The organism is Actinomadura rugatobispora (assembly GCF_055379765.1).
The window spans coordinates 5,875,553-5,894,598 of record NZ_AP029191.1 but is presented as its reverse complement, the minus strand read 5'-3'; the positions used below and the strand labels follow the sequence as shown (position 1 = coordinate 5,894,598).

Here is a 19,046-nt window from a genome sequence, read left to right as displayed (position 1 = left end):
CCGGAGCTACCGGACGAACATCTGTGTCGCGGCGTCCCCCGCCAGGTCCAGCACGGGCTGCGGGAGCACACCGAGTACCACAGTAGCCGCCACTCCGAGCGCCACCGCCGTCACGGTCGCCGGGCCCAGGATGACCGACGGGCCGTCCGCCTCCGGCTCGCTGAAGAACATCACGACGATCACCCGGACGTAGAAGAACGCCGCGATCGCCGAGGACAGGACGCCGACCACGACCAGCGGGGTCGCGCCGCCCTCGATCGCCGCCTTGAACACCGCGAACTTGCCGGTGAAGCCGCTGGTCAGCGGGATCCCGGCGAAGGCCAGCAGGAAGAAGGCGAACACGCCCGCCACCAGTGGGGACCGCTTGCCCAGGCCCGCCCAGCGGGACAGGTGCGCGGCCTCGCCGCCCGCGTCCCGCACCGTGGTGATCACCGCGAACGCGCCGATCGTGGTGAACCCGTAGGCCGCCAGGTAGAACAGCGTGCCCGACAGGCCGGCCTCGGAGGTGGCGATCACGCCCGTGAGGAGGAAGCCGGCGTGCGCGATCGAGGAGTAGGCCAGCATCCGCTTGACGTCGCTCTGGGTGATCGCGATCACCGCGCCGGCGATCATGGTGAGAATGGCCACACCCCACATCGCGGGCCGCCAGTCCCACCGCAGGTTCTCCAGCGCGACGTAGAACACCCGCAGCATCGCGCCGAACGCCGACACCAGCGTGCAGGACGCCATCAGCGCGGTGATCGGGGTCGGGGCGCCCTGGTAGACGTCGGGCTTCCACATGTGGAACGGGACCGCGCCCAGCTTGAACAGCAGCCCCACCGACAGCAGCGCCACCCCGGCCAGCAGCAGCGTCTCGCTGCCCGCGTCCCGGCTGAGCTGCGCACCGATCACCGACAGCCGCACCGAACCGGCGTAGCCGTACAGCAGCGCCGCCCCGTACAGGAAGAACGCCGAGGAGAACGCGCCCAGGAGGAAGTACTTGACCGCCGCCTCCTGCGACAGCAGCCGCCGCCGGCGGGCCAGCCCGCACAGCAGGTACAGCGGCAGCGACAGGATCTCCAGCGCCACGAACATGGTGAGCAGGTCGTTGGCCGCGGGGAACATCAGCATCCCCGCGACCGCGAAGGTCATCAGCGGGAACACCTCGGTCTGGGTGATCCCGGCCGCCGTCGCCTCCTGCTCGGCCTCGCTACCCGGCAGCGCCGACGCCTGGGCCGCGAAGTGCTCCTGCTTCCGCTCGATGATCAGCAGCAGGCTGATCAGCGCCAGCACCAGGATGGTGCCCTGCAGGAACAGGGTGGGGCCGTCCACCGCGAGCGCGCCCTCGGCGGCCACGGTGAACGGCTTGTCGCGCCAGGCCAGCACGATCGTCCAGACGAACCCGCCGCCCAGGCCCAGGAAGGCCAGGGCGACCTGCAGCGGGAAGCGCAGCTTCCGCCCGGCGAACGCCTCGACCAGCACGCCGGCGATGGCGACACCGAAGACCAGCAGCATCGGGGCGAGCTGGCCGTACTCGATGTGCGGCGCGCGGATCTCGCCGTCGGCGAGGACGCCGCGGGCCGGGGCGTCGAGCGCGGTGACGGCCGCGCCCAGATGACTGGTGAGGCTCATGGACGGGCTCCGTTCTCAGCGACATGGCCGGTGATCGTCGGCGCCGGGTCGCGCTGGTCCAGCCGGACCAGGGTCTGCTCCACCGAGGGGTTGATCACCTTGAGCAGCGGCTGCGGGAAGAACCCGAGCGCCACGATGATCGCGATGATCGGGGCGACCGCGAGCTTCTCCCGCCCGGTCAGATCCTTCATCCCCTTGGCCTTCTCCGCGGTCGGGCCGCCCATGGTCCGCTGGTACATCCACAGGATGTAGATCGCGGCCAGGACGATGCCGACGGTGGCGATGATCGCGGGCACCTCGTAGCGGGTGAACGTGCCGGTGAAGACCAGGAACTCCGACACGAACGGCGCCAGGCCCGGCAGCGACAGCCCGGACAGGCCCGCGACCAGGAACGTCCCGGCCAGCACCGGGGCCACCTTCTGCACCCCGCCGTAGTCGTCGATCCGGGCCGACCGGCGTCGCACGATCATGAAGCCGACCAGCAGGAACAGCGCCCCGGTGGAGAAGCCGTGGTTGACCATGTAGAGCGCGGCGCCGGACTGCGCCTGGGTGGTCATCGCGAACACGCCCAGCACGATGAACCCGAAGTGGGAGATCGAGGTGTAGGCGATCAGCCGCTTCAGGTCGACCTGGCCGATGGCCAGCACCGCGCCGTAGACGATGCTCAGGACGGCGAAGCCCAGCACGACCGGGGTGGCCCACTTGGCCGCGCCCGGGAACAGCTCCAGGCAGAACCGCAGCATGCCGTACGTGCCGACCTTGTCGAGCACGCCCACGATCAGCACCAGCGCGCCGGGCGGGGCCTGCTGCGCCGCGTCCGGCAGCCAGGTGTGCACCGGCACCATCGGCGCCTTGATCGCGAACGCGATGAAGAAGCCGAGGAACAGCCACTTGGCCGTCGTCGGGTCGATGTCCATCCGGCTCAGCTCGGAGAACAGGAACGTCCCCGCGCCCAGGCCGCCCTCGCTGGTCGGACGCGCCGACAGCGGGTACAGCCAGATGACCGCGACCAGCATCAGCAGGCCGCCGAACAGCGAGTAGAGCAGGAACTTCACCGCGGCGTAGGAGCGCTGCGCGCCCCCGTAGGACCCGATGAGGAAGTACACCGGGATCAGCATGGCCTCGAAGAAGACGTAGAAGAGGAAGACGTCGGTCGCCGCGAAGACGCCGATCATCATCGCCTCCAGCGCCAGCAGCAGCGCGAAGTACAGGCTCGCGCTGCGCTTGGCCGGGACGTCGACGCCGCCGGAGCGGTCCGCCTCGTTCCACGACGCCAGGATGACCAGCGGGACCAGGATCACCGACAGCAGGATCAGCACCAGCGCGACGCCGTCGACGCCGACCGCCCAGTGCACCCCGAACTGCTTGATCCACCAGTACTTCTCTTCGAACTGGAACCGCGGCCCGCCGGTGTCGAAACCGGCCGCCATCACCAGCGTCCCCGCCGCGACCAGCAGCGAGACGCCCAGCGCGACCTGCTTGACCAGCGTCTCGCGGGCCCGCGGCAGCACGCCCACCAGCACCGCGCCCAGCAGCGGGACGGCGATGAGGACGCTCAGCCAGGGAAAGTCTTCCATCAGACGTTCACCACCAGCAGCGCGGCCACGTTGATCGCCGCATCGGTCGAGCACAGCATAGAGAGGGCGGTCATACATTCACCACCAAGAGAGCGGCCACGATGATCGCCGCGCCGAAGAACATAGAGAGGGCGTAGGAGCGGGCGAAGCCGGTCTGGATTCGCCGGAGGCGTCCGGAGCTGCCGCCGACCCCGGCCGCCAGGCCGTTGACCACGCCGTCCACGCCGCGGCTGTCGAACCAGACCGCGAGCCGGGTCAGCCACTGGCCGGGCCGCATCAGCAGCGACTCGTTCAGCGCGTCACCGTAGAGGTCCTTGCGGGCCGCGACCGTGACGAACGATCCGGCGGGCGCCTCGCGCGGCACCGGACGGGCGCCGTACTGCCGCCAGGCGATCCCGGCGCCGATCACCATCAGCACGAACGCGGTGATGCTCGCCGGGGTGACCGGGTGGAACTCGTGCTCCCCGGCCTCGCCCACCACCGGGGCGAGGAACTCGGAGAACCCGCCCAGGACCAGGAACCCGCCGGCGAACACCGACCCGATCGCCAGCAGCATCAGCGGAACGGTCATGACCTTGGGCGACTCGTGCGGGTGCGCCTTCTCGTCCCAGCGCTTCTCACCGTAGAAGGTCATGAACATCACGCGCGACATGTAGTACGCGGTGATGCCGGCGCCGATCAGGGTGCACGTGCCCAGGATCGCCCCGGACGTGCCGCCCTTGTGGAACGCGGCCTCGATGATGCCGTCCTTGGTGAACCAGCCGGACAGCCCCGGGAAGCCGATGATGGCCAGGTAGCCGAGCCCGAACGTGGCCCAGGTGATGACCATCATGGCTCGCAGCGCCCCGTACCGGCGCATGTTCACCTCGTCGTTCATGCCGTGCATGACCGACCCGGCGCCCAGGAACAGGCCCGCCTTGAAGAAGCCGTGCGCGATCAGGTGCGCGATCGCGAACACGTAGCCGGCCGGGCCGAGCCCGGCGGCCAGCATCATGTAGCCGATCTGCGACATGGTCGAGCCGGCCAGTGCCTTCTTGATGTCGTCCTTGCCGCACCCGATGATCGCACCGGCCAGCAGCGTGGCCGCGCCGACGATGGTCACCGCCAGCTGGGCGTTCGCCGACATCTCGAAGATCGGCGCGGACCGGACGATCAGGTAGACGCCCGCGGTCACCATGGTCGCGGCGTGGATCAGGGCCGACACCGGGGTGGGGCCCTCCATCGCGTCCAGCAGCCAGGACTGCAGCGGCAGCTGCGCCGACTTGCCGCACGCGCCGACCAGGAGCAGCAGCCCCAGCGCGGTCGCGGTGCCGGTGCTCAGCTGCGAGGCCAGCCCGACGTGCTCGGCGCCCTCGCCCAGGATCTGCTCGAACCCGACCGTCCCGAACGTGCCGAACATCAGCATGATCGCGAGCAGGAAGCCCATGTCGCCGACGCGGTTGACGACGAACGCCTTCTTCGCCGCGACCGCCGCGGTCGGCTTGTACTGCCAGAACCCGATCAGCAGGTACGAGGCGAGGCCCACGCCCTCCCAGCCGAGGAACATGGCCACGTAGTTGTCGCCCAGCACCAGCAGCAGCATCGCCGCGACGAACAGGTTGAGGTAGGCGAAGAACCGGCGCCGGTCGGGGTCGTCGGCCATGTAGCCGATGGAGTAGATGTGGATCAGCGACCCGACCCCGGTGATCAGCAGGACGAAGCTGATGGACAGCGGGTCCACCAGCAGCCCGAGGTCGACCTTCAGCGCGCCGACGTCGAGGAACTCCCACAGGTGGACGGTGCGGCGCCGTTCCTCCGCCCCGTACCCGAGCATCTGGACGAACATCGCCGCGCCCACCACGAAGGAGGCCAGCGACATGGTGACGCCGAGCAGATGCCCCCACTTGTCGGTGCGGCGCCCGCCCAGCAGCAGGATCGCCGCGCCGGCCAGCGGCAGCGCGACCAGGAGCCAGGCCAGGGCCTGGATGCCTTCCGCTTTCATCCCCGACCTCTCAGTACTTCAGCAGGTTCGCGTCGTCGACCGACGAGGACCTGCGGGTCCGGAAGATGGTCATGATGATCGCCAGGCCCACCACGACCTCCGCCGCGGCCACCACCATCACGAAGAACGCGATGATCTGCCCGTCGAGGTTGCCGTGCATCCTGGCGAACGTCACGAACGCCAGGTTGGTCGCGTTGAGCATGAGCTCGACGCACATGAAGACCACGATCGCGTTGCGGCGCACCAGGACGCCCACGGCGCCGATGGTGAACAGGATCGCCGAGAGCGCCAGGTAGTGTCCCGGACTCATTTGCCAGCCTCGCCTTCGGTCTCGGAGCCGGAGCCGGCGGAACCGGACCCCGAGCCGCCGGAGCCGCCCTCGCCGCCCGGCGCCGGCAGGCCGGCCTTCACCGTGCGCTCTTCGGCGTTGGCGTCCTCGGACTCCTCCGTCACCGCCTTGACCGCGGCGACGTCCTCCTCCACGGCCTGCTCCTCGCTGCCGCCGTACAGGTCGGCGTGCCGCTCCGAGGTGTCGGTGCGGGCGGCGATGACCGGGTTGATGGACAGCTCCGAGACGCTGCCGTCGGGCAGCAGCGCGGGCATGTCGACCGCGTTGTGCCGGGCGTAGGTGCCGGGGCCGGGCAGCGGGCCCGGGTGGGCGCCGCCGACGGCGAACCGCTCGAACCGCTTCTCGGCCAGGTCGCGCTGGGTGGGCTTGGGCGTCAGCCGCTCGCGGTGCGCGAGCACCATGGCGCCCAGCGCCGCGGTGATGAGCAGCGCGCTGGTGGCCTCGAACGCGAACACGTACTTGCTGAACAGCAGCCGGGCGAGCCCGACGACGTTGCCGCCGTCGCCGTTGGCGGCCCGCAGCCCGGCCGAGTCGCCCAGCGCGGCGTTGCCGAGCCCGGCGGCCAGCAGCACCAGGAAGCCGAGCGCGGCGACCGCGGCCCACAGCCGCTGGCCGCGGATCGTCTCCACCAGCGAGTCGGTGGAGCTGACGCCGACCAGCATCAGCACGAACAGGAAGAGCATCAGCACCGCGCCGGTGTACACGATCACCTGGACGAACGCCAGGAACGGCGCGTCCTGCACCGCGTACAGCGCGGCCAGCGACAGCATCACCGTGGCCAGCAGCAGCGCCGAGTGCACCGCGCGCCGCATGAAGATCATGCCGAGTGCGGCGCAGACCGACACCACGGCCAGCAGCCAGAAGATGAACGGCTCTCCCGGCTGGGCGTCGGCGACCTGCGCCACCACGACCACGTCGGGACTGGTCACTTGGGCTCACTCCTCTCACCGGAACCGGAGCCGGGCCCGGAGGGGGCGCCCTCGTCGGACGACTTCAGGCCGAGGCGGTAGTAGTCCTCCTCGGTCTCGCCCAGCCGCATCGCGTGCGGCGGCGTCTCCATGCCCTCGCGGAGCGGGGCCAGCAGCATGTCCTTGGTGTAGATCAGGCTCTCGCGGCTGTCGTCGGCCAGCTCGTACTCGTTGGTCATCGTCAGCGCCCGGGTGGGGCACGCCTCGATGCACAGCCCGCACAGGATGCAGCGCAGGTAGTTGATCTGGTAGACGCGTCCGTACCGTTCGCCCGGAGAGTAGCGCTCGTCGTCGGTGTTGTCGGCGCCCTCCACGTAGATGGCGTCCGCCGGGCACGCCCACGCGCACAGCTCGCAGCCGACGCACTTCTCCAGCCCGTCCGGCCACCGGTTGAGCTGGTGCCGTCCGTGGAAGCGCGGTGCGGTCGGCTTCTTCACCTCGGGGTACTGGACGGTCTCGCTCTTCATGAACATCTGATGGAACGAGACCCCGAACCCCTTGACCGGGTTCAGGAAGTCAGTGAGTCCCACTTCCGACCTCCTCACGCGTGGTCGTGGTCGTGGCCGGCCGCGACGGGGTCTCCGTGCTGCGGCCGTGGTAGTGCGGGGCGTCCATCGGGGGCACCGGGAAACCGGCCGCGGCCGCGGCGCCGCCCTTCTTGGGCCCGCCGGAGCCGACGTCGGGGACGATCTGCTTGTCCTTGTCGCCCTCGCCGCGCAGCAGCTCCCACAGAACCGTGGCCACCAGCACCACGCCGGCGACGATCGCGGCGTACAGCGCGATCTGCTGCATGTCGTAGCCCTCGTTGCGCAGCGCGCGGACCGTGGCCACCAGCAGGATCCAGCCGAGCGAGGCCGGCATCAGGACCTTCCAGCCCAGCCGCATCAACTGGTCGTAGCGCACCCGCGGCAGCGAACCCCGGAGCCAGATGAAGAAGAAGATGAACAGCCCCATCTTCACCAGGAACCACAGCACCGGCCACCAGCCCGCGTTCGCGCCCTCCCACACCGTGGAGATCGGCGCCGGGGCCCGCCACCCGCCCAGGAACAGCGTCGTCGCCAGCGCCGACAGCGTGGCCAGGTTGATGTACTCCGCCAGGAAGAACATCGCGAACTTCAGCGAGGAGTACTCGGTGTGGAACCCCCCGACCAGCTCGCCCTCACCCTCGGGCAGGTCGAAGGGGATCCGGTTCGACTCCCCCATCATCGTGATCACATAGATGATGAACGAGGGCAGCAGCAGCAGGATGAACCAGCGGTCGGCCTGCGCGTTGACGATCCCCGTGGTCGACATCGTCCCCGCGAACAGGAACACCGCCACGAACGACAGCCCCATCGCGATCTCGTAGGAGATCACCTGCGCCGAGGACCGCAACCCGCCCAGCAGCGAGTACGGCGACATCGACGACCACCCGGCCAGCACGATCCCGTACACGCCCATCGACGACATCGCCAGCACCACCAGCACCGCCACCGGCAGGTCCGTGCCCTGCAGCGGCGTGTGATGCCCGAACACCGACACCGTCGGCCCGAACGGAATGATCGCGAAGGAGATGAACGCCGGAACCGCCGACATGATCGGCGCCAGCACGAACACCACCTTGTCGACCTGGCGCGGGACGATGTCCTCCTTCAACGCCAGCTTGACGCCGTCGGCGAGCGCCTGCAGCAGGCCGAAAGGCCCGGCCCGGTTGGGGCCGACCCGCAGCTGCATCCGGCCGATGACGCGCCGCTCGATCCACATCGTGATCAGCACCGTCAGGACCAGGAAGGCGAAGATCGCCAGCACCTTGCCGCCGATCAGCCACCACGGGTCGCGGCCGAAGCTCTCCAGCGTGGGGTCGGTCGGCGCGGGCCCTGCCGCGAGTACGGACGACACCCTCGTGCTCATGACGCGCCTCCGGCAGAGATCGTGACGACGCTTCCCGCGTCCGCGCCCAGATCGCGGTAGAGGGCGCAGCCGGCGGAGTTCACCGGCAGCCACACCACCCGGTCCGGAAGGTCGGGAGTGGTCTCCAGCGGCAGCGTCACCGTTCCGCGCCCGGACGCCACCGTGACCGTCCCGCCCTCGGCGGCGCCGATCTCGGCGGCGGTCGCGGGCGACAGCCGGGCCACCGCCGCCTTCGCGGTGCCCGCCAGGTACGGCTCGCCGTCCTGCAGCCGGCCCTTGTCCAGCAGCATCCGCCAGGCCGCCAGCAGCGCCTGCCCGGACTCCGGCTGCGGCTGCACGCCCGGCGACACGCTCGGCGCCGCGGGTCGCTCGCCCCGGTAGGCGCCCAGCGCGGTCAGCTCCCGCTTGGCGGCCTCCGGTTCGGGCAGCGCCAGGTGGACGTCCATCTCGCCGGCGAGCGCGTCCAGCACCCGCAGGTCCGACATCCGCCCGGCGGACCTCAGCACGGTGTCGAACGGGCGGCCGCGGCCCTCCCAGTCGACGAACGTCCCGGACTTCTCCGCGACCGCCGCGACCGGCAGCACCACGTCGGCGCGGTCGGTGACCGCGCTGACCCGCTGCTCCAGGCTCACCACGAACGGCGCGGCCTCCAGCGCGGCCAGCACCGCGCCCGGGTCGGGCAGGTCGTAGGGGTCGACGCCGCCGACCAGCAGCGCGCCCAGTTCCCCGGCGGCCGCGGCGGCGACGATGCCCGCCCCGTCCCGTCCGGGGGCGGCGGGCAGCTCGGCGACGTTCCAGGTGCGGGCGACCTCGGCGCGCGCCTCGGGGTCGGTGACCGGGCGGCCGATCGGCAGCAGCCCGGGCAGCGCCCCGGCCTCGATCGCGCCGCGCTCACCGGCCCGGCGCGGCACCCAGCCGACCCGGGCGCCGGTGACCTGCGCCAGCCGGTGCACGCTGGACAGCGCGCCCGGGCTGGACGCCAGCCGCTCCCCGACCAGGATCACCGCGCCGGGCTGCTCCAGCAGCCGCCTGGCCTCGGTGCTCTGCCCGTCGGCGACCAGCGAGCCGAGGACCTCGGCGTCCGCGCCCGGCAGCGCCGGCAGCAGCGTGCCGCCCACCTTCCGCAGACCGCGGGTGGCGAACGGAGCGACCGCGAAGACCCGCAGCCCGCTCTTGCGGAACGCCTTGCGCAGCCGCAGGAAGACGATCGGCGACTCCTCCTCCGGCTCGAATCCCGCCAGCAGCACCGCCGGGGCCTTCTCCAGGTCGGAGTAGGTCACCTCGATCGGCCGTCCCGCCACGGACGAGGCCAGGAACTCGGCCTCCTCGCGCGAGTGCGCGCGGGCCCGGAAGTCGATGTCGTTGGTGCCGAGCGCGACCCGGGCGAACTTGGCGTAGGCGTAGGCGTCCTCGAGGGTCACCCGGCCTCCGGTCAGCACGCCCGCCCGCCCCTTCGCGGCCGACAGGCCCCGGGCGGCGAGGGTGAGCGCCTCCGGCCAGGACGCGGTCTCCAGGACCCCGTCCTGGTTCCGCACCAGCGGGTGCGTGAGCCGGTCGGGCTGGGTGGCGTAGGTGAACGCCCACCGGCCCTTGTCGCAGTTCCACTCCTCGTTCACCTGCGGGTCGTCACCGGCCAGCCGCCGGGTGATCTTCCCGCGCCGGTGGTCGGTGCGCAGCGCGCAGCCGGACGCGCAGTGCTCGCACGTGCTCGGCGAGGACACCAGGTCGAACGGCCGCGACCGGAACCGGTACGCCGCCCCGGTCAGCGCTCCCACGGGGCAGATCTGCACCGTGTTGCCGGAGAAGTAGGACTGGAACGGCTTCCCGTCGGCCGCGCCCACCTGCTCCTTGGCGCCGCGCTCGAACAGGTCGATGAACGCGTCCCCGGCGATCTGGTCGGAGAACCGGGTGCAGCGGGCGCACTGGATGCAGCGCTCCCGGTCGAGCAGCACCTCGGTGGACAGCGCGATCGGCTTGGGGAAGGTCCGCTTGGCCTCGGTGAACCGCGTCTCGCCCCGCCCGTTCGACATCGCCTGGTTCTGCAGCGGGCACTCGCCGCCCTTGTCGCAGATCGGGCAGTCCAGCGGGTGGTTGATGAGCAGCAGCTCCATCACGCCGTGCTGGGCCTTGTCGGCCACCGGCGAGGTGAGCTGGGTCTTGATGACCATGCCCGGCATCACCGTGGTGGTGCAGGACGCCTGGGGCTTGGGCATCCCCCGGCCGTTGCCGGCGTCGGGGATCTCCACCAGGCACTGCCGGCACGCCCCGATCGGGTCCAGCAGCGGATGGTCGCAGAACCGCGGGATCTGGATGCCCAGCAGCTCGGCGGCCCGGATGATCAGCGTGCCCTTGGGCACCTCGATCTCGAAGCCGTCGATGGTGACGGCCACCATGTCCTCGCGCTTCTCGACCGGCGCCTCGGGCTTGGTCGCGGTCACTTGGTCCCACCTCCCCAGAGGGTGGAGGCGGCCTTGTCGAACGGACAGCCGCCCTGCTCGAAGTGCTGCAGGTACTCCTCGCGGAACAGCTTGATGGAGGACACCACCGGGCTGGTCGCGCCGTCGCCCAGGGCGCAGAACGACCGGCCCAGGATGTTGTCGGACAGGTCGAGGAGGGTCTCCAGGTCCTTCTCCTCGCCCTGCCCGGCCTCCAGCCGCTTGAGCATCTGCTTGTACCAGTACGTGCCTTCGCGGCACGGCGTGCACTTGCCGCACGACTCGTGCGCGTAGAACTCCGACCAGCGCAGCACCGCCCGCACCACGCAGGTGGTCTCGTCGAAGATCTGCAGCGCCCGGGTGCCGAGCATGGACCCGGCCGCCCCCACCGACTCGAAGTCCAGCGGAACGTCCAGGTGCTGGTCGGTGAAGATCGGGGTGGACGAGCCGCCCGGCGTCCAGAACTTCAGCCGGTGCCCGTCGCGGATCCCGCCCGCCATGTCGAGCAGCTCGCGCAGCGTGATGCCCAGCGGCGCCTCGTACTGCCCCGGCCTGGTGACATGCCCCGACAGCGAGAAGATCCCGTACCCCTGGGACTTCTCGGTGCCCATCGCGGCGAACCAATCCGCGCCGTTCTCGACGATCGAGGGAACCGAGGCGATCGACTCCACGTTGTTGATAACGGTGGGGCCGCCGTAGAGCCCCGCGACCGCAGGGAAGGGAGGCTTGAGCCTCGGTTGGCCGCGGTACCCCTCCAGGGAGTCCAGCAGCGCCGTCTCCTCGCCGCAGATGTAGGCGCCGGCGCCCGTGTGCACGACCAGTTCCAGGTCGTAGCCGGAGCCGAGGATGTCCCGGCCCAGGTAGCCGGCCTCGTACGCCTCCGCCACCGCCTGCTGCAGGCGGCGGATCACGTGCAGCACCTCACCGCGCACGTAGATGAACGCGTGGTTGGAGCGGATCGCGAACGAGCTGATGATGATGCCCTCGACCAGCACGTGCGGGTTGGCCATCATCAGCGGGATGTCCTTGCACGTGCCCGGCTCGGACTCGTCCGCGTTGACGACCAGGTAGCGCGGGTTCGGGCTGCTCGGCGGCAGGAAGCCCCACTTCATCCCGGTGGGGAAGCCCGCGCCGCCGCGGCCGCGCAGGCCCGAGTCCTTGACCGCCTGGACGATCGCGTCCGGCTCCATGGTCAGCGCCTTGCGCAGCGACGTGTAGCCCCCGGCGCGCTCGTAGCCCGCCCGGGTGAACGAGTCTTCCTGGTCCCAGTTCCTGGTGAGGATGGGGGTGAGGGTGGTCATGGCGCCGCCTGGTCTGGACTGAGGAGGGAGGGACGACCGACGAGGGAAGACCGGGCGTCAAAGCGCCATGGCCCGCCGCGCCGGAGGCGTGGCAATGAGTAGGTCATTGGTTGCGGCCCTCCTGCGAACCGGGCTTCACGTCCCCGCCGATCGGCTTGCCCGGCTCGTTCGGCGGCGGGTCGGTGATCTCGCCGGGCGTGACCGGCTCGTCCGGCCGCTCGCGGTCGGCGTCGGCGCTCGGCGCCGCCCAGCCGCGCTCCTTGGCCAGCTTCAGGCCGACCAGCGACTCGGGCCCCGCCTGGACGCCCTCGCCCGCGCGCCCGTCGGGGAACCCGGCCAGCACGCGCGAGGCGTCCTTCCACGAGCACAGCCCGGACGGGCCCCGCGAGGGACGCACGTCCCTGCCCTGGCGCAGGTCGTCGACCAGCGCCTTGGCCCGCTCGGGAGTCATGTTGTCGAAGAACTCCCAGTTGACCGTCATCACCGGGGCGAAGTCGCAGGCGGCGTTGCACTCGATCCGCTCCAGGCTGACCCGGCCGTCCGGGGTGGCCTCGTCGTGACCCACGCCCAGATGGTCGCTGAGCTCGTCCCAGATCTGGTCGCCGCCCATGATCGCGCACAGCGTGTTGATGCAGACGCCGACGTGGTACTCCCCGACCGGCGCGCGCTTGTACATGGTGTAGAAGGTCGACACCCCGGTCACCTGCGCGGGCGTGATGCCCAGCTGCTCGGCGCAGAACTCCGTGCCGCGCTGCGAGACGTACCCGTCCACCGACTGCACCAGGTGCAGCATCGGCAGCAGCGCCGAACGCGGCTTGGGATAGCGGGCGATGATCTCCTTGGCGTCCCGCTCCAGCCGCTCGCGCACCGCGGGCTCGTACTCCCGCTCGGCCTCGGCCGCCTCCACGGCCGCCTCCTGCTGTTCCGTCATCGGTCCACACCCCCCATCACCGGGTCGAGACTCGCCACCGCCGCGAATGTGCTCGGGGCCACCATGCTGCCGAACAGAGGCTGTGCACACCTCATCGGTCCACACCTCCCATGACCGGGTCGAGACTCGCGACCGCCGCGATCACGTCCGCCACCATGCTGCCCTCGCACATCGCGGGGACGGCCTGCAGGTTGGTGAAGGACGGGTCGCGGAAGTGCACCCGGTACGGCCGCGTGCCGCCGTCGCTGACCACGTGCGCGCCCAGCTCGCCGCGCGGCGACTCGATCGCCGCGTACGCCTGCCCGGCCGGCACCCGGAAGCCCTCGGTCACCAGCTTGAAGTGGTGGATCAGGGCCTCCATCGAGGTGCCCATGATGTGCGCGATGTGCCGGGGCGAGTTGCCCATCCCGTCCGCGCCGATCGCCAGCTGCGCCGGCCAGCCGATCTTCTTGTCCTCGACCATCACCGGGCCCTTGACCGACTGCAGCCGCTCCACGCACTGCTCGACGATCTTCAGGGACTCCTCCATCTCGGTCATCCGGACGAGGTAGCGGCCGTAGACGTCGCAGCTCTCCTCGGTGGCGACCTCGAAGTCGTAGGTCTCGTAACCGCAGTACGGCTGCGACTTGCGCAGGTCCCACGGCAGGCCCGTCGACCGCAGCACCGGGCCGGTGATGCCCAGCGCCATGCACCCGGTCAGGTCCAGGTACGCGATGTCCTTCGTGCGCGCCAGGTAGACCGGGTTGGCGTCCATCAGCTTGCGCATCGCCTGGATGCGCTTGGGCATCCGGTCGAGGTAGTCGCGGATCTTGCTGAGCGCGCCGCTCGGCAGGTCCTGCGCGACACCGCCCGGCCGCACGTAGGCCATGTTCATCCGCAGACCCGTGATCTCCTCGAAGAGGTCAAGGGTGTACTCGCGCTCGATGAACCCGTTGAGCATGACCGTGGTCGCGCCCAGCTCCAGGCCGAACGTGGCGATCGCCACCAGGTGCGAGGAGATCCGGTTGAGCTCCATCATCATCACCCGGATGATCTGGGCCCGCTCCGGCACCTGCTCGGTGATCCCCAGCAGCTTCTCCACGCCCAGGCAGTACGCCGTCTCGTTGAAGATCGGCGCCAGGTAGTCCATCCGGGTGCAGAACGTGGTGCCCTGCGTCCAGGTGCGGAACTCCATGTTCTTCTCGATGCCGGTGTGCAGGTAGCCGATGCCCACCCGCGCCTCGTTCACCGTCTCGCCGTCCAGCGTGAGGATGATCCGCAGCACGCCGTGCGTGGACGGGTGCTGCGGCCCCATGTTGATGACCAGCCGCTCGTCACCGAGGTCCTCGGCACCGGCCACGACCTGGTCCCAGTCCTGGCCGGAGACGTCGAAGACCTTGCCCTCGGCGGCCTGGTCGGCGGCGTAGGCGTCGTACTCGGTGTACTTGGTGGAGGGGCTCATACGTACGACCTCCGCTCATCAGGCGGCGGGATCTCCGCCCCCCGGTACTCGACGGGGATGCCGCCGAGCGGGTAGTCCTTGCGCTGCGGGTGGCCCACCCAGTCGTCGGGCATCTCGATGCGGGTCAGCGCCGGGTGCCCGTCGAACACGATCCCGAAGAAGTCGTAGGTCTCGCGCTCGTGCCAGTCGTTGGTCGGGTAGACCCCGACGATCGAGGGGATGTGCGGGTCGGCGTCGGGGCAGGTGACCTCCAGCCGCACCCGCCGGTTGTGGGTGATCGACAGCAGGTGGTAGACGGCGTGCAGCTCGGCGCCCGCGTCCTGCGGGTAGTGCACCCCGGACACGCCCGAGCACAGCTCGAACCGCAGGTCGGGCTGGTCCCGCATGGTCTGCGCGACCGCCTTGAGGTGCTCCCGCCGCACGAAGAAGGTCATCTCGCCGCGGTCGACCACGACCCGCTCGATCGCGTCGCCGAAGCCGGGCAGCGTCCGCTCCAGCTCGTCGGCGACCGCGTCGAACGGACCGGCCTCCGCCGCGCCCTCCGGGCCGCCGTACGGCCGGGGCGCCGACACCTTCGGGCTCTGCCGGACGACCAGCCCCCCGTACCCGGAGGTGTCGCCGGTGGTCTTGGCGCCGAACATGCCCATCCGCGCGACCGGCTGCTCCCGGCGCTCCTCGGGCGCCTGCGCGGGCAGCTGGTCGGCGGCCTGCTCGGCCTTCTGCTCCGGATGCTGAGAACTCACGAGACACCTCCGGGCTGGCCGAGCAGCGGGAGCCGGCGGCGCTTGGCCTCTTCCAGCTCGGCGATCTGCTCCTTGCGCTGCGCGCCGAGCTTGGTGTTCATCACCTTGTCGTGCAGCTTCAGGATGGCGTCCAGCAGCATCTCCGGCCGCGGCGGGCAGCCGGGCAGGTAGATGTCCACCGGGACGATGTGGTCCACGCCCTGCACGACCGCGTAGTTGTTGAACATGCCGCCGGACGAGGCGCACACGCCCATCGCGATGACCCACTTGGGCTCGGTCATCTGGTCGTAGATCTGCCGCAGCACCGGGGCCATCTTCTGGCTCACCCGGCCCGCGACGATCATCAGGTCGGCCTGCCGCGGCGTCGCCGAGGCACGCTCCATCCCCCACCGGGAGAAGTCGTGCCGCGGGTCGCCGGCCGCCATCATCTCGATCGCGCAGCAGGCCAGCCCGAACGTGGCAGGCCACATCGAGCTGGCGCGCGCCCATCCGGCGACCTGCTCGACCGTCGTCAGCAGGAACCCGCTGGGGAGTTTTTCCTCAAGACCCATGGCTGTTACCCCGCTCCGCACCGGCGCGCCTCATGGCGCGCGCTTCCCTCGTCGCAGGCTCCTCGGTCCAGCGCGCGCCGCGCGCCGTTGCGTCGCTCATCAATCCCACTCCAGACCACCGCGCCGCCAGATGTAGGCGTACGCCACCAGCACGGTGAGGATGAACAGGACCATCTCCACAAGACCGAAAAGCCCCAGCCGGTCGAAGGCGACCGCCCAGGGGTACAGGAAGATGATCTCAATGTCGAAGACGATGAACAGCATCGCCGTGAGGTAGTACTTGACCGGGAAACGCCCGCCGCCGACCGGCTGCGGGGTCGGCTCGATCCCGCACTCGTAGGCGTCCAGCCGCGCCCGGTTCCACCGCTTGGGGCCGGTGAGGGAGGCCATCAACACCGAGCCCGCCGCGAAGGCGAAGGCGAGCACTCCCAGCACAATGATCGGTATATAGAGATCCATGTCTCTACTGCCTCTCCTCGCTACGTACAGCGCTGTACGTGGCGCACGCCGAAGCGCGCCGCGCGGGGCGATGCGCGGCGCCGGTCGGGCGCGCCACGGCGGCGTGACCCTTTACACGTTCGTGACACCTGTCACGGACACGGGTCGCCACCCTAGCCAAGGTGATCAATAGCACTCCCCTCGGGGGGTCGGGACTGTGAGGTCCGGCCGCCTCCGCTCGCTTCAGGGCGCCCTGCGACGCCCTCTTCCCGCCGTGGTGTCCATGGGCCGTCCCACGGTCGCGTTCTGCCGCTCGCCGTTCATGGCGTGCTCCCGGTCGCCTCTCTCATGCCGCGGGCGCCACCTTCTGCATCGCGTTGATGACGCGGTCCATCGAGTCACCGCCGCGGCGGTCGGTGAGGTTGGCCAGCAGCTTGAGCGTGAAGCGCATCAGCGTCGGGTGCGGCAGCCCGTGCGCGGTCAGGAACTTCATGATCCGCGGGTCGCCGATGGCCTGCACGAAGACGCGGGCGAGGGTGAAGTAGCCGCCGTGCTCGTCCTTGAGGATGCGCGGGTACTCGTACAGGGTCCGCTCGCGCTGCGCCGGGGTGCGGCGGGCCAGCGCCTGCACCATGATCTCGGCGGCCAGCCGGCCGGACTCCAGCGCGTAGTCGATGCCCTCGCCGTTGAACGGGTTGATCATGCCGCCGGCGTCGCCGACGAGCAGCATCCCGCGGGTGTAGTGGGGCTGGCGGTTGAAGCCCATGGGCAGCGCGGCGCCGCGGATGGGGCCGGTGGCGTGGTCCTCGTCGAACCGCCACTCCTCGGGCATGTTCGCGCACCAGCCCTTGAGCATGCCGCGGTAGTCGACGTTCTGGAACGCCTTGCTGGTGTTGAGCAGGCCGAGCCCGACGTTGGAGGTGCCGTCGCCGACCGGGAACACCCAGCCGTAGCCGGGGAGGAGGCGCTGCCCGTCCCACAGCTCCAGCCACGCCTCCATGTAGTCGTCGTCGTGGCGGGGGGTCTCGAAGTAGCGGCGGACCGCGACGCCCAGGGGACGGTCGTCGCGCCGGCGCAGGCCCATGGCCAGCGAGAGCCGGGTGGAGCCGCCGTCGGCGGCGACCACCAGCGGGGCGTGGAACTCGACCTCTTCGCCCTGGTATTTGGCGGTGACGCCGGTGATGCGGTCGGTGCGCTCGTCCAGGATCGGGCCGGTGACGTTGCAGCCCTGCAGCAGCCGGGCGCCGGCCTTGGCGGCGTGCTCGGCCAGCAGCTGGTCGAAGTCCATCCGGGTGCGGACCAGGCCGTAGTCGGGGAAGCTCGCCAGCTCGGGCCAGGGCAGCTCGACCTTGACGCCGCCGCCGTAGATGCGCAGCCCCTGGTTGCGCGCCCAGCCGGGGGCGTTGACGTCGACGCCCATGGCGATCAGCGCGCGGACGGCGCGTGGAGTGAGCCCGTCACCGCAGATCTTGTCGCGCGGGAACGTGGCCTTCTCCAGCAACAGCACGTCCAGGCCGGACTGGGCCAGCCAGTAGGAGGTGGAGGCCCCGGCGGGTCCGGCCCCGACGACGATGACATCTGCCTGCCGCTGCCGGGTGGAGTCGGTCACTGCGTTCCTCTTTAGCTCGTTCGCTTGTGAAGTACTTCACAAGGATCCGGGTGGAGTCTATTCCCTCTGGGCGGTCAATGGGTACCTCTCGACCACCTCGGTTTTGGACCGGTCCGAAATTGGGTCTGTGGCCGGACCGCCCCAGGGTCAGCCCGGATTGACGGCGTGGTGCAGCGCGACGACACCGAAGGTGAGATCGCGCCAGCGCACCTCGCGCCAGCCCGCGGCCTGGATCCGCCGCGCCAGCTCCGCCTGGTCCGGCCAGGCGAGGGTCGACTCGGCGAGGTAGGTATAGGAGTCGGGATTGCTGCTGACCCGCGCCAGCGTGGGGAGACCGACCTTCAGGTGCGCGCGGTGACCGAGGCGCAGCAGCGCGTTCGGCGGGTGACTGACCTCACACACCAGCAGCCGCCCGCCCGGCCTGGCCACCCGGCGCAGCTCGCGCAGCGCCGCCTCGGTGTCGGCCACGTTCCGCAGCCCGAACGAGATGGTCACCGCGTCGAACGCCCCGTCGGAGAACGGCAGCCGCAGCGCGTCGCCGGCCACGAAGCTCAGCCTCCGCACACCCGCCTGCCGGCCCACCCCGACCCGCAGCATCCCCAGCGAGAAGTCGCAGGCCACCGTGTGCGCGCCCGCGTCGGCGAAGGGCACCGACGAGGTGCCCGTGCCGGCGGCCAGGTCCAGGATCCGCTCGCCCGGACGGGCGTCCACCGCCTTGACGACCTCCTGCCGCCAGCGCCGGTCCTGCCCGCCGGTCATGAGGCTGTTGAGCAGGTCGTAACGCTCGGCGGTCCGGTCGAACATCGCCGCGACGTCGGCCGGCTGCTTGTCGAGAGAGGCGCGGGTCATGCCCCCACCCTAAGAGCCGCCGGGGAGCGCCTCGTGCACCGCCTGCCCTACGGGGCCGCGCCCGAACTCACCGCGGGGAGGGTCAGGCGTCTTCCTTGGTGCGCGCCCGCTCGAACTTCCGGCGCCGCTCCTTCACCCCGGAGACCACCGCGGCGGACATCGCGTCGCGCTGCCCGGACAGCAGGACGAAGCTCACGACGCCGCTGATCAGCACGGCCAGCGCGAGCAGCAGCAGGCCGCGCGCCCCGATCAGGGCCAGCACGGCGGCGGTGGCCAGGAAGATCCCGAACCGCGCGAGGGTGTAGAGGAATACCGTACGCATGACGCCTCGAGACTACCCGGCCCTCCACGCGCCTCCGCTCCGGGTCGGGG

The 19,046-nt window shown here is 70.6% G+C and carries 17 protein-coding genes; all 17 read right to left on the bottom strand.

Going from position 1 to position 19,046, the window contains the following annotated elements:
- Nucleotides 1-6 precede the first annotated feature (6 nt).
- The gene (nuoN, locus tag ACZ466_RS26335) at nucleotides 7-1,611 is read right to left on the bottom strand and encodes an NADH-quinone oxidoreductase subunit NuoN (RefSeq protein WP_378288114.1); all 1,605 of its coding nucleotides are present in this window, start codon (nucleotides 1,609-1,611) and stop codon (nucleotides 7-9) included.
- On the bottom strand, nucleotides 1,608-3,188 hold the full coding sequence (locus ACZ466_RS26330) for an NADH-quinone oxidoreductase subunit M (protein ID WP_378288113.1): 1,581 nt from the start codon (nucleotides 3,186-3,188) through the stop codon (nucleotides 1,608-1,610). Before ACZ466_RS26330 ends, nuoN begins: the two co-directional genes overlap by 4 nt.
- Before the next feature lie 70 nt (nucleotides 3,189-3,258).
- On the bottom strand, nucleotides 3,259-5,169 hold the full coding sequence (gene nuoL, locus ACZ466_RS26325; RefSeq protein WP_378288112.1) for an NADH-quinone oxidoreductase subunit L: 1,911 nt from the start codon (nucleotides 5,167-5,169) through the stop codon (nucleotides 3,259-3,261).
- 10 nt (nucleotides 5,170-5,179) lie between these two features.
- On the bottom strand, nucleotides 5,180-5,479 hold the full coding sequence (nuoK, locus tag ACZ466_RS26320; RefSeq protein WP_378288111.1) for an NADH-quinone oxidoreductase subunit NuoK: 300 nt from the start codon (nucleotides 5,477-5,479) through the stop codon (nucleotides 5,180-5,182).
- On the bottom strand, nucleotides 5,476-6,447 hold the full coding sequence (locus tag ACZ466_RS26315; protein WP_378288110.1) for an NADH-quinone oxidoreductase subunit J: 972 nt from the start codon (nucleotides 6,445-6,447) through the stop codon (nucleotides 5,476-5,478). The genes nuoK and ACZ466_RS26315 overlap by 4 nt, the downstream gene beginning before the upstream one ends.
- Entirely contained in the window at nucleotides 6,444-7,016 is a 573-nt protein-coding gene (gene nuoI, locus ACZ466_RS26310; RefSeq protein WP_378288109.1) for an NADH-quinone oxidoreductase subunit NuoI, read from the bottom strand. The genes ACZ466_RS26315 and nuoI overlap by 4 nt, the downstream gene beginning before the upstream one ends.
- A complete protein-coding gene (gene nuoH, locus ACZ466_RS26305) occupies nucleotides 7,003-8,376 on the bottom strand; it encodes an NADH-quinone oxidoreductase subunit NuoH (RefSeq protein ID WP_464043973.1) in 1,374 nt (457 codons plus the stop codon). The genes nuoI and nuoH overlap by 14 nt, the downstream gene beginning before the upstream one ends.
- On the bottom strand, nucleotides 8,373-10,769 hold the full coding sequence (locus ACZ466_RS26300) for an NADH-quinone oxidoreductase subunit G (RefSeq protein WP_378284384.1): 2,397 nt from the start codon (nucleotides 10,767-10,769) through the stop codon (nucleotides 8,373-8,375). The genes nuoH and ACZ466_RS26300 overlap by 4 nt, the downstream gene beginning before the upstream one ends.
- A 41-nt stretch (nucleotides 10,770-10,810) precedes the next feature.
- Nucleotides 10,811-12,112, bottom strand: coding sequence for an NADH-quinone oxidoreductase subunit NuoF (gene nuoF / locus ACZ466_RS26295; RefSeq protein ID WP_378284300.1), 1,302 nt, complete (start codon nucleotides 12,110-12,112; stop codon nucleotides 10,811-10,813).
- 103 nt (nucleotides 12,113-12,215) lie between these two features.
- Nucleotides 12,216-13,043 carry an NADH-quinone oxidoreductase subunit NuoE gene (nuoE, locus tag ACZ466_RS26290; protein WP_378284301.1) on the bottom strand — a complete coding sequence of 276 codons (828 nt, stop codon included), beginning with the start codon at nucleotides 13,041-13,043 and terminating at the stop codon, nucleotides 12,216-12,218.
- Between the two features lie 91 nt (nucleotides 13,044-13,134).
- Nucleotides 13,135-14,484, bottom strand: coding sequence for an NADH-quinone oxidoreductase subunit D (locus ACZ466_RS26285; RefSeq protein ID WP_378284302.1), 1,350 nt, complete (start codon nucleotides 14,482-14,484; stop codon nucleotides 13,135-13,137).
- Complete coding sequence (locus ACZ466_RS26280; protein WP_378284303.1) at nucleotides 14,481-15,227, bottom strand: NADH-quinone oxidoreductase subunit C; 747 nt, start codon at nucleotides 15,225-15,227, stop codon at nucleotides 14,481-14,483. Before ACZ466_RS26280 ends, ACZ466_RS26285 begins: the two co-directional genes overlap by 4 nt.
- Entirely contained in the window at nucleotides 15,224-15,778 is a 555-nt protein-coding gene (locus ACZ466_RS26275) for a NuoB/complex I 20 kDa subunit family protein (protein ID WP_378284304.1), read from the bottom strand. The genes ACZ466_RS26280 and ACZ466_RS26275 overlap by 4 nt, the downstream gene beginning before the upstream one ends.
- Before the next feature lie 99 nt (nucleotides 15,779-15,877).
- Nucleotides 15,878-16,237, bottom strand: coding sequence for an NADH-quinone oxidoreductase subunit A (locus tag ACZ466_RS26270; protein ID WP_378284305.1), 360 nt, complete (start codon nucleotides 16,235-16,237; stop codon nucleotides 15,878-15,880).
- A 325-nt stretch (nucleotides 16,238-16,562) separates the two neighbouring features.
- Nucleotides 16,563-17,825, bottom strand: a complete 1,263-nt coding sequence (locus ACZ466_RS26265; RefSeq protein WP_378284306.1) for a geranylgeranyl reductase family protein — start codon at nucleotides 17,823-17,825, stop codon at nucleotides 16,563-16,565.
- A gap of 147 nt (nucleotides 17,826-17,972) precedes the next feature.
- A complete protein-coding gene (locus ACZ466_RS26260) occupies nucleotides 17,973-18,674 on the bottom strand; it encodes a demethylmenaquinone methyltransferase (protein WP_378284307.1) in 702 nt (233 codons plus the stop codon).
- Nucleotides 18,675-18,756: 82 nt separating this feature from the next.
- Nucleotides 18,757-18,996 carry a DUF4229 domain-containing protein gene (locus ACZ466_RS26255; RefSeq protein ID WP_378284308.1) on the bottom strand — a complete coding sequence of 80 codons (240 nt, stop codon included), beginning with the start codon at nucleotides 18,994-18,996 and terminating at the stop codon, nucleotides 18,757-18,759.
- Between the last annotated feature and the right edge of the window lie 50 nt (nucleotides 18,997-19,046).